The sequence below is a fragment of the Vibrio sp. A1-b2 genome (genome assembly GCF_021726015.1).
Lineage (GTDB): Bacteria > Pseudomonadota > Gammaproteobacteria > Enterobacterales > Vibrionaceae > Vibrio > Vibrio diazotrophicus.
In genome coordinates, this window is record NZ_JAKKCI010000003.1 from 387914 (window position 1) to 399643 (window position 11730).

Consider the following 11730-nt stretch of genomic DNA (forward strand, 5'->3'; position numbering starts at 1 on the left):
AACTTTGTTCACAAAATAAAAATTATTATAAAATCAATAAGATAAAAACTGGCATACTCTCTGCAATACCAGCGATGAAATTTAAAGGCCGCTTAGCGCACCCTTCGCGTTAAGCGGCCAATTTTAATACTTATCACTGGAGCCCCAACTATGTTCTGTATTCAATGTGAACAAACCATTCAAACCCCTATCGCAAAAGGTTGCGCGTATTCGCAAGGTATGTGTGGAAAAACAAGTGATGTTTCTGATCTACAAGATATTTTAGTTTATACGCTACAAGGCGTTTCATTCTGGGCTCAACTTGGCCGTGAATATCAAATTATCGACACTGAAATCGACGAGTGGGCACCGAAAGCCTTCTTTGCAACACTGACTAACGTAAACTTTGATGAAAAGCGCATCGTTGAGTTCGCAAACCAAGCTTATCAATACAAACAAAGTATAGAACAGCGAGTCAGAGCCGCAGCAACGTTAGCTGACAAATCAATTCCTGAGCTTTCCCCAGCGGCTCAGTTTGAACTTCCAACGGATCGTGAAGCACTGTTAAAGTTTGCACCTTTAGCCGCAGTAAACCGTGGCCATGAAACTGTTGACCCTGATGTGATGGGTTTACGTTTACTCTGCTTGTACGGCTTAAAAGGCGCAGCTGCCTACTTAGAACACGCCCGTGTTTTAGGACAAAGTGATGTAGAGATCCACACTGAATATCATCAAATCATGTCTTGGTTAGGTACAGAACCACAAGATCTCAATGCACTGCTTAACTGCTCAATGCAAATTGGCCTAATGAACTACAAGATCATGGCCCTATTAGATAAAGGCGAAACGGAAACTTTCGGTCACCCTGCGCCAACGCAAGTCAACGTAAAAACAAAGAAAGGCAAGTGCATTCTTGTGTCTGGACATGATCTGCATGACTTAGAAAAAATCCTGCAACAAACTGAAGGCAAAGGCATTAACGTCTACACCAATGGTGAAATGTTACCTGCTCATGGTTACCCAGAATTAAACAAGTATCCTCATTTAGCGGGTAACTACGGTAGCGCTTGGCAGAACCAGCAAAAAGAGTTTGCTAACTTCCCGGGTGCAATTGTGATGACATCAAACTGCTTACTGAATCCAGAAGTCGGTCAATACGCCGATCGCCTATTCACTCGCAGCATTGTCGGCTGGCCGGGCGTATCTCATTTAGAAGGTGATGATTTCTCAACAGTGATCGAATGTGCATTAGCTCAGGACGGATTCCAGCATGATGAAATTGAACAGATGATCACTGTCGGCTTCGGTCGTAATGCCTTAATGGAAGCGGCACCGGCTGTGATTGATCAAGTTAAGCAGGGTAATATCAGTCACTTTTTCTTGGTAGGCGGTTGTGATGGCGACAAAGCAGAGCGCAACTACTACAACGAATTTACCAAACAAACGCCAGAAGACAGCCTGATCCTGACTCTCGCTTGCGGTAAATTCCGCTTTAACAAAGAGCAACACGGTGAAATTAACGGTATTCCTCGTCTTCTCGATGTCGGTCAATGTAACGACTCCTACTCAGCGATTCAGTTAGCATTAGCGTTGGCAGAAGAATTCGACTGTGGTGTCAATGACCTACCACTGACACTGGTATTATCTTGGTTCGAACAAAAGGCTATTGTGGTTTTACTTACCCTACTCGCTTTGGGTGTGAAAGGTATTTACACCGGCCCAACTCAACCAGCATTCCTTACTGACAACTTAATGGCCATTATTCAGGACAAATTCGACCTAAGAGCCATCTCGACTGTTGAACAAGATCTTGCGCAAATCCTTGGCGAAAAAGCCGCTGCGTAAATGTGTTTAATAACAGGTGGGTATCGCCCACCTGTGCTTATTGAAGAGACGACTATGGAACAATTTCAATGGCCGAACCAAGGCGCTGCACGCTTAATCTGTAAAAGCAGATGGCAGGAAACGCCGGATTGCATCAGTTTTACCTTAACCAGCGAAGAGCAAGACAAAACCTTTAGTTTTATTGCAGGGCAATTTGTGACTTTAGGGGTAGATATTGATGGCAACACTGAGTACCGCGCGTATTCTCTCAGCTCACTGTCAAACCAGACCGAAATGCAATTTACCGTGAAAAGGGTTGCTGGCGGTAAAGTATCGAATTATCTCAATGACCATTTACAAGTGGGTCAATCATTGCAGGTACTTCCACCCGCTGGACAATTTCACATTGAGCAGCCCCATACCGATAAGATCTTGTTGCTCAGTGCGGGTTGCGGCATAACACCAGTTATGTCGATGTCGAAAACACTGTTAGCAGACAGCCAAGATCGCACAGAAATACATTTCATTCACGCAGCAACCTGTGCCGAGCAGTTAATTTATCACGCTGAACTACAGCAAATGGAGCAGCACCACCCTCGTTTCAAACTCGACATTATGTTGGAGGATGCAACCAATACTGATTACTTGGAAGGACGTCTAACCCAAGCGGCGCTTGCCAATTACTGCCCGGATATCGCTTCTCGCACGGCGTTTTTGTGTGGCCCTGTGGGCTTTATGCAAGCGATGAAAGAGAACTTAGCAGCGTTGGGCATGGATATGACGTTGTTCTATCAAGAAAGCTTTACGCCTGCTGAATCAACGCAACCAGAGGTTGAAGACACCAAGAGTAAAGCTGCGGCATTGGCGCATGCCACCGTATTTGTGCCATCGTTTGGTACCGAGACTAAAATCGTGACAGGAAGCCTGCTTATTGATGCGTTAGAAAGTGCCAAAGTGCCTGTCATTGCGGCTTGTCGCAGCGGTATTTGTGGCTCTTGCAAATGCAAAGTCACCAATGGTGATTTCACTCGCACCAGTAGCGAAACCTTAACGGAACAAGAAATAGCCGAAGGATTCGTACTCGCATGCTCCTGCCAAATTCATTCCGATGTTGAAGTGTCTCTGAACTAGTTATCACTCAGAGCCCTAACTCCTCTCCACATGACTTTTCTCCTTGATCAGCAGGGAGAAAAGTCATTCTTCATTTAAGACAAAAAAACTGCCTCGTGAGGGGATAGATCTTTATGACAAAATTGTCATATTCCTGAAAGGGGATAGTCAGAGGCGATATAGAATAATGCAGTCATTGAAAACAAATCGTAAAGGTAAACAACATGAAAGCAATTAAAACCGCCCTTTTTGTTACAGCATTAACAATGACTAGCGCTTCAGCATTCGCACAACCACTTTTCCTCGGAGGGAACTATATCTCTCGTGAGGAGGTAAGAACGGTTTCTGTCGCACCAGCAACCTCTACTCAGCAGGCTTATCAGGAGGCTCTGTCAGAACTCAACGCTCTTAAACAAATGCCAGCAAATAAATTGAACAAAACGCTGAATCTCTCCCGTTTTGATACTAGTTCGAATAACACTCATCTAAAAGAAGGTGGATACATCACAGTGCAAGAACGAATGAACGAAACTGGTCAGCTCGAATACATAGGCAGAGTGAACGTAAAAGTGCATTACGCAGAGCGTGATAGCAATAACTAAACAACGTCGCGCAATAGAAAAGAGTATGACGCTATTTGCTCATGCTCTTTTTTCGATCTTGTACCACCCAACAAAATAGGTGATTACGCTTGAAATTATTAATAGTTGAAGATGAACGCAAAGCTGGAGAGTACCTGCAAAAAGGGTTAATTGAATCGGGATACATTGTGGATTTAGTGCACAACGGTGTTGACGGACTTTACCAAGCAACAAGTGAAGAGTATGACCTAATTCTGCTCGATATCATGCTACCTAAACTGGACGGCTGGCAGGTTCTTAATACTCTACGTAACAGTGAAATTTATACGCCCGTTATCATGCTCACAGCCAAAGAGCAGGTTGAAGACCGTGTACGTGGTTTTGAATTGGGCGCGAATGATTACGTAGTAAAACCTTATGCATTTGCTGAACTACTGGCGAGAATCCAAAATGTATTCCGCCATCATGTAAACTCTCCCTCGACCAACACCTCCCAAACGCTCCGTGTGGCAGATCTAGAACTCGATATGGTGAAAAGAGTCGCCACGCGCTCAGGGCATTCAATGTCATTAACGGCGAAAGAGTTTACGCTGCTCGAACTGTTGATGCGTAAACAAGGTCAGGTACTGTCACGCACAACCATTGCCTCTCTTGTCTGGGACATGAATTTCGACAGTGACACTAATGTTATCGATGTTGCTATCAAACGTCTGCGGAATAAAGTAGACAAGCCATTTGACAGGCCACTTATTCACACCGTCCGAGGCATGGGCTACAAACTGGAAGATGCTGAGAATGCTTAAACTGTCACAACCTTTTTCGATGAGAAATAAGCTTGTATTGATGTTTATCGGCACAACTTTAGTGACTTATTTTTCATTCGCATTGGTACTGCAATACGCTATAGAGCGTCATTTCTATAATCAAGATTTCAGCTATGTCTCCAGTAAATTCAATGCTATCGACAGAGAAATTAATCAGTCACCACAAGCCCTATTCGAACAATCGAATAACAGCCCTCTTCTGATGTGGGTGTTTGAAAATGAAAATATCATTTATCAAAATTCGAATTTAACCCTCCCGAAAACACAGCCCCTCATCCCAAATTCACCACAAGCCTATAACCCAAGCAATGCCATCGAATGGGATGAAGACTCCCTAGCGCTTCGTGCATTTGCGTTCAATACGGGCAATTATTTAGTCGTGCTTGGATTGAGCATTAATCATCATCTTTTGTTTTTAGACAAACTGAACTGGATTCTTTTTTGGTCACTCGGTTTTACTTTTCTCATTTCGTCCGCATTTAGCAGCCTGATTGTGCATCGAGGCCTCAAACCTATCGCGGTACTCAATGAACATATTCAACAAGTCTCTCCAGAACAGTTGGATATTCGTATTAAGCTAGAATCACTGCCGAGTGAACTGCGAGGTCTGGCAAACACACATAATGCAATGTTAGACAGGCTACAAATGGGGTTCAGACGATTAAGCGAGCTCTCTTCAGATATCGCTCATGAATTAAAAACGCCGCTAACCAATATTACGACGCAAAACCAAGTCATTCTTGGTGCATGTCGTACGCCGAAGGAATATCAAGAGGCCATTGCTTCCACTCTGGAAGAGCTAAATCGAATCACAAAAACCATCAACGACCTGCTTTACATCGCCAAGGCCGAGAACAAATTGATTCATCGTAATGATGAAGTGCTTGATGCGGGAAAAGAGCTCTCCCATCTGATTGACTACTATGAAATATTGGCTGACGACGCCTCAGTTAAGCTAGTGAACTCGGGAGAAGGGAGACTCTACATGGATAAAAACATGTTTGAGCGAGCCATTGGCAACTTACTTTCTAATGCGATTAGACACGCCTATGTTGGGTCGACAATACAAGTTCAAGTGCAAGAACTCGACGAGCAGATAACGATCTCTGTAGTTAACCAAGGCGACACTATCCCTGAGGAAAACATCGCGTATCTTTTCGACCGTTTTTACAGAATAGATAAATCTCGCCAGCATGTCGGGAGTGTCGGTGCGGGGTTAGGACTATCAATCACTCAATCGATCGTCCAAGCCTATAATGGTGCCATCAGTGTGACATCGAAAGACCAGCATACTGAGTTCAAAATAACCTTGCCTTGCGCAAGATCTTTGGACCAATAGGCTATATTCAAGGAAACCTTAAGGCATGAATGGTAACGCCATTCATGCCCTTTTGCCTGATATCAGAGTATCTGTGCTTCTGTTACAAATCAGGCATTAAACGACCTGCTACTGTCAGTTTTTAGCTCTGATTTCTCTTGTTGAATAGTATTTTGCTCACTGTTGTTAAGCTCACTCTCACTATCGGAGGCTTTATCTTTTGAACAATCTGACATCATGAACTTCATCATCAGTCCATGCACAAGCAAACACAAAATCAGAGGAATTAATGCTGAACCCATCAAGGCAAAACTAAATACATCCGTCGAATCGGAATAACTCAAGAAAACGACACCCAGCATCACTAATACGCATACCAGCATCATCCAACCATGCCCTTTATGCCCTCCATGATTAGAATGGCGAGGGTTGCTTTTGTTTTTAACCGTCATAACTTTTTCCTGCCTATAGTCTTTTTAACTGACACTCATCTTATACTTCTGTTTCTGTCAGTAACTGGGCAGTGATGATGACAATTTTGTCATGTTCATCTGTAGAGGCTCAAAAACCTAGTTCTAGAACACCAAAGGAATTCAGAACTTGATAATTGGTTAAGCTGGATACAAATCACAGCTGTGATAAACGAGGTTAATTCTCTCGATGAACCCAAACAACATCTTCATCCGGTGTCGGAATTTCAAACCAAGACCAGAATAAATCCAACATCTCCGGCGTCATTTCGTAAGACTTACCTTGCAACTCCGAGTTACGGGCGGTCGCTCTTTGTTTACATACCTCAAAGGGAACATCCAAATAGTGCATTTCGCTCTCAACCCCTAGGCTCGAAGCCCACTCGATAAAGCTACTGCGATCAGTATTACGCCAAAAACCGAAATCGAAAATCACGGGTACACCAAGCGAAAATAGCTGCATCGCGGAGCTCTTAAATAATTCTTTCAGTGTTGCTAAACGACGATCAAAGACTTCCCTCTCCATATGTTCGCCATAAAGAGGAATCATCCATTCATCAATTGAAAAGCGAAAGGCACCATGGGCTTCAGCAAGCTGTTTGGAATAAGTGGTCTTGCCTGCCCCAATGAAGCCGCATACAAAATAGATTTTGCTCATAATTTCTCTTTAGTTCAGTACGGCAAGTTATGCTAAATCTCGCCATATCCAGTTCGAATGAATAGCACTTCCGGGCCCATAGCGGCGTTGTTTCATCTCCAAAACAGCCCAACACTCTTTTATTTCCAGCTCGATATCGTAGGTAACTTTATAGAATTTATAAACAAAATCAGGATCTTGATATTCAGAACTAAAAGGACAACGTGATCGTTTTATCAAATCAATACTAACGATACTTCCGCCAATCGAACGAATTTTGTTATTGATGACAGCCATTCTTTCGCGTTCAGACTCTTTGGAAACTCTCATCAAGAGCCATACGGATACCCCGCCAGCGATGAAGGTAAGCAAGAAAGCGAGTTGTAAGCTCATACTAGAACCCCAGATTATGTGCACCCGAATGTAAGTATAGGCGGGGTTCTAGAGCAAAAAGTCCACTTACGTAACACAATAAACGTATTTACAGCTTTTAGCTCTTTATCTCTCAAAATTGATGCCTATCGACAAGGCAATCGCCCTATTTTAAGCATCAACATAATTACTCCCTACAAAAAGCCACAAACGTTCAGCAATTTGTGGCTTTTTTACAATGTCATCTTTGAACGATGTTCGCGATATCAAAGTAGCGCGACCAGCTGTATTTTAAGTAACCTATTGTCCATCTTCTGCCCTGAAAACTAGGGCATAAAATATCGGTAATACAACCATAGTGAGTACGGTAGCGAAGACCAGCCCACCAATGATAGTGATTGCCATAGACACAAAAAATGCATCGAAAATAAGAGGCGTCATTCCCAAAGCAGTGGTGAGCGCAGCCATTGCGACAGGACGCAAACGGCTCACACAGGAATAAACAATCGCTTCCATCAGGGCTTTCCCTGCTCTGGTTTCTATGTTGATCTCTTCTACTAAAACAATGGCATTCTTTATCAGCATCCCTATTAGGCTTAAAAAGCCTAATAACGCCATAAAGCCGAATGGCTGATCCGTTGCCAATAAACCAACGGTCACACCGATCAAAGCAAGGGGCACACATAACCATATCACTGCCGTTTGTCGCAGCGAGTTAAACATAGTAATGGTCAGCAATATCATTGCCAGAATGAACAGCGGTATGCTTGTTGCTATCCCAGCTTCGGCTTTATTTTGCTCTTCATACTCACCGCCCCATTCCAATTTATAGCCTTTGGGAAGCGGGATAGACTCCACTTGAGGGCGCAATTGAGCAAAGAGTTGACTGGCATTTCCATCGACTGGGTCAGCAAACACTGTAATGGTTCTTTCTCTGTTACGACGAAGAATTAAGCCATCTTCGAAAACCAATTCAAATGACTGTACTACTTGCCTTAAAGGGATCATTCGCTGAGCGAAAGGGCTCCAGATCTGAATATTTCCCAAGCTACCAATATCGTATCTAACACTATCGTCTGCACGAACAATAATGGGCAATAGCAGATCATTTTCTCTGAATACGCCTGTCGTTACTCCCTCGAATGACTCTTTAATTGCTTCAGCCACCATTGTTCGAGATATACCATTAAGATTCGCCTGCTCTTCCAGCAACACCGCTTTGACCACTTTAATCTTCTGTCGCCAGTCCGTGCGGATGGCTTTTGCATTAGGTGCAGATGAAAATATCTCCGTTATTTGGTCAGCAATGGTTCGTAACTGCTCCGGATCCGGCCCACTAACTCTCGCCTGTATTTTGCCCAAAGCTGCGGTACCAAGTGCAAACGGAGAGGCGTATATCAAAGCATTGGGATATTTCTCGGCTAGCTGTTGTTCAACTCTTGGAATCAGTTCTTTGATCGCTCTGTAGTCATCAACGTCTACTAAAAACTGAGCATAACTCGTATTAGGCTGTTGAGGTTCATAAGTTAACAAAAACCTTAATGCGCCTTCTCCAGTCATCGTGGTTACATGAGTGACATGAGATTGCTCTCGTAAATACTGCTCAATTGAACCCGCATTTTGCTTGGTATCGTCAATGTGCGTGCCTTGCGGCAACCACATATCAACCATGAACTGCGCGCGTGTTGAATCAGGGAAAAAGTTCTGGCTAACGAATGAGAAGCCCCAAAGAGAAACCGCAAATATCGCCAAAACGGATGCGGAGCTTAAATATCGATGACGAATACAGTGTTTCAACAGTCGTTTGTATTTGGAATAGAATCTTCCTGCGTAAGGATCGTTTAATTCCGAGGCTTGCTTAGGCGGTTTTAAAAAAAGAACACACAGCAATGGCGTCACCGTCACTGCGGTAACCCAACTTAGCAACAATGACACCATCACTACCTGAAACAATGAACGGCAGTACTCTCCCGTGGCATCGTTTGATGTGCCAATTGCCGCAAACGCCAAAATTGCAATTAATGTCGCCGCCAATAACGGCCAAGCCGACTGACTAACGACGATAGGGGCGGCGCTGCGTGCGCTTTCCCCCTTCTGCATACGTATCAAAATGCCATCAACGATCACAATCGCATTATCAACCAGCATACCCAGAGCAATGATGAGAGCACCAAGAGAAATCCGCTCTAACGCCACCCCCATAGGATCTAGAAATAGGAATGAACCAGCAATGGTAAGGACGAGGATAAAACCAATTAGTAAGCCACTACGCAATCCCATAAAAATCAGCAATACCGCGATTACGATGGCTACCGCTTCCACTAAACTCGCGATAAAACCAGAAATGGCTTCTGTTACCGCTTCTGACTGCAAAGAAACGAAGCCAAACTCAATTCCCGCAGGTCGCTGACCTTCTAGCTCAGTCAATTTGCTCAGGACAGCTTCACCCATATCGACGACATTACCGCCCGTTACGGTTGAGATCCCTATACCGATACCTAACTTTCCATCAAACTGAATAAGTGCCGACGGTGGGTCAACGTAACCTCGCTTTATTTTGGCAATATCACGAAGGTAGAACTGTTTGCTTGAACCGTCTGTAATCAACATCGATTCGAAACCTGCGACGGATTCCAAACCTCCCGTCGGCGAAATAGCAACGTAGGAGGAACCGATCTTGGCATTACCTGCGTCTACCACAACACCTTTACTACTCAATTGTTGTGCAATTACATTCGAAGAGATGCCTAGCTGCGCTAATCTGTCTCGATTAAACTCAACGAAAATCGCTTCCGTACGCTCGCCATAAGTGTTTATCTTGCCAACACCGTCAACGAGAAGAAGTTGCTGTTGAAGATCATCGACATATTTTTTCAATTCACCGTAACTGTATCCGTCACTCGTAATGACCATGAAGATACTGTAAACATCACCGAAATCATCAATAACCAAAGAAGGCCCAGATCTGGGCGGAAGATATTGCTGAACATCACCCACTTTTTGCCTAAGTTTGTTCCAAACCTGAGGTAGGGTTTCTTTGTTATATTTGTCTTTGATTGAAACCGTGATCGTAGAAAGTCCGGGCTCAGACTTAGAAGTGACTTTATCGAGTTCCCCTAATTGCTGAACTGATTTCTCTAGTAATTCAGTGACTTCCTGCTCCACTTCTAGAGCAGTCGCCCCTTTGTACGGCGTAACAATCAGCGCTTCTTTTATCGTGAACTCTGGATCTTCTAATCGGCTCATATCTTTGAAAACCATAAGACCCGTAATCAACATAACGACGGTCAAGACCAGTGTAACAACTCGCTTCTCAATTGCGATAGACGCTATATTCATCGATTCAGTCCTCCAGCGGATACACGGAATAGCCATCGAATAAACTGTGAACACCTGATACAGCTATACGGTCCCCTTTCTTTAACCCAGATTTCACCAAGACTTTCTTCGCTGTAATGTCGCCCAATTCTATTGTTTGCTTTGTAACAACACCCTTATCAGCTTCGTATAACCATACGAAAGCTTTATTGTCTGAGTTACCAACAATCGCCTCTATCGGAACATATATGTTGGCGTTCTCCGTTGATTTGGGTTGATACAATACATGACCACTCATACCCGAACCCAATGAAATATTCTGTGGCACATTAAACTCAACGGTGACTTTGTAAGTACGAGTGATGGGATCAGCAACGCTAGAAAACTCAGTAATGACGCCTGGGAAACGTTCATTCGGTAAGGCACTTACGGTAACAAATAGCTGTTCTGAGAGATTAATGTCTTTGGCTGAAGCGACTCTTCCTCCTTTTACCCAATCAACCTCTGGTACATCGACAACCATCTCCAAAGCAGAGTCGCTATGCAGTTGAATAACCGGTTGTTTTGCGTAGACAGTGTCAAACTTCTCAATGTCTTTACGTGCAATTCGACCAGAAAAAGGCGCTTGTAACGACGTATCTTCCAATGCTTTTTTTGCTTGTTTGAATGCAGCTTGTGCTACTTCCATATTACGCTTTGCCTGATCGAATGCCTGAGGTGTTACAGCATTGGATTCTAGGGCTTTTTTATATCGCTCATAATCCTTGTGACTGGCATCTTTTTCAATCTTGGCGCTTTCAAACTGAGCTTGATAATCTCTGGGATCAAGTTGGGCTAATACTTGCCCGGCAACAACGAGATCACCTTCCTTCACTTTTATATCAGTGACTTTACCCGGCACCTCAAAAGCCAGAGTCGATTTATTTACCGCAGTAACACTGCCGGGATATTTGTATAAAATCTGAGGCGTATCACCACCTAGCGTATAAAGCTTAACGGGTCTAGAAACCTTTACGCCCTCGTGTGGTTGTGGCTGATCGCATCCCGCCATAATAAGCGCAGTACTCAATACAAGCGCGGTCCACCTTAAACGTTGGCACAAGTCATTCATGTATTCCTCCACAATAAACTGACAGTTACTGGCGAATACATGTTGCTGTTTAAATTGTGTACTTCGCCTTGATTAAGGGGATTCTATTACAAGATCATTAATTAACACAACACCTGTTATATTAATTATTAATGAACTATGAACCATGAAAACGAGTAAGGAATAAAAATGACAAACAACAAAATT

General features: G+C 43.6%; 10 protein-coding genes. 5 read left to right on the plus strand and 5 right to left on the minus strand.

Annotated features, from left to right (window positions below; genetic code table 11):
* The first annotated feature begins 150 nt into the window (after positions 1-150).
* From hcp to L3V23_RS09330, 5 genes are all read left to right on the plus strand, one after another.
* Positions 151-1824, plus strand: a complete 1674-nt coding sequence (hcp, locus tag L3V23_RS09310) for a hydroxylamine reductase (protein WP_237292245.1) — start codon at positions 151-153, stop codon at positions 1822-1824.
* A gap of 54 nt (positions 1825-1878) precedes the next feature.
* Entirely contained in the window at positions 1879-2934 is a 1056-nt protein-coding gene (locus tag L3V23_RS09315) for a hybrid-cluster NAD(P)-dependent oxidoreductase (RefSeq protein ID WP_237292246.1), read from the plus strand.
* A 203-nt stretch (positions 2935-3137) separates the two neighbouring features.
* On the plus strand, positions 3138-3515 hold the full coding sequence (locus L3V23_RS09320) for a DUF3316 domain-containing protein (protein WP_102967554.1): 378 nt from the start codon (positions 3138-3140) through the stop codon (positions 3513-3515).
* An 89-nt stretch (positions 3516-3604) separates the two neighbouring features.
* On the plus strand, positions 3605-4297 hold the full coding sequence (locus L3V23_RS09325) for a heavy metal response regulator transcription factor (protein ID WP_102953211.1): 693 nt from the start codon (positions 3605-3607) through the stop codon (positions 4295-4297).
* On the plus strand, positions 4290-5657 hold the full coding sequence (locus L3V23_RS09330) for a heavy metal sensor histidine kinase (RefSeq protein WP_102967553.1): 1368 nt from the start codon (positions 4290-4292) through the stop codon (positions 5655-5657). The genes L3V23_RS09325 and L3V23_RS09330 overlap by 8 nt, the downstream gene beginning before the upstream one ends.
* Before the next feature lie 89 nt (positions 5658-5746).
* Here L3V23_RS09330 and L3V23_RS09335 read toward each other — a convergent pair whose 3' ends face one another.
* The 5 genes from L3V23_RS09335 to L3V23_RS09355 form a co-directional block, all read right to left on the minus strand.
* The gene (locus L3V23_RS09335) at positions 5747-6088 is read right to left on the minus strand and encodes a hypothetical protein (RefSeq protein WP_237292247.1); all 342 of its coding nucleotides are present in this window, start codon (positions 6086-6088) and stop codon (positions 5747-5749) included.
* A 196-nt stretch (positions 6089-6284) separates the two neighbouring features.
* Positions 6285-6764, minus strand: coding sequence for an ATP-binding protein (locus L3V23_RS09340; protein WP_237292248.1), 480 nt, complete (start codon positions 6762-6764; stop codon positions 6285-6287).
* A 27-nt stretch (positions 6765-6791) separates the two neighbouring features.
* Complete coding sequence (locus L3V23_RS09345; RefSeq protein ID WP_237292249.1) at positions 6792-7136, minus strand: hypothetical protein; 345 nt, start codon at positions 7134-7136, stop codon at positions 6792-6794.
* A gap of 279 nt (positions 7137-7415) precedes the next feature.
* Positions 7416-10454: an efflux RND transporter permease subunit gene (locus L3V23_RS09350; RefSeq protein ID WP_237292250.1), complete on the minus strand. Its 3039-nt coding sequence runs from the start codon at positions 10452-10454 to the stop codon at positions 7416-7418.
* Positions 10455-10458: 4 nt separating this feature from the next.
* Complete coding sequence (locus L3V23_RS09355) at positions 10459-11544, minus strand: efflux RND transporter periplasmic adaptor subunit (protein ID WP_102965125.1); 1086 nt, start codon at positions 11542-11544, stop codon at positions 10459-10461.
* Positions 11545-11730 lie beyond the last annotated feature (186 nt).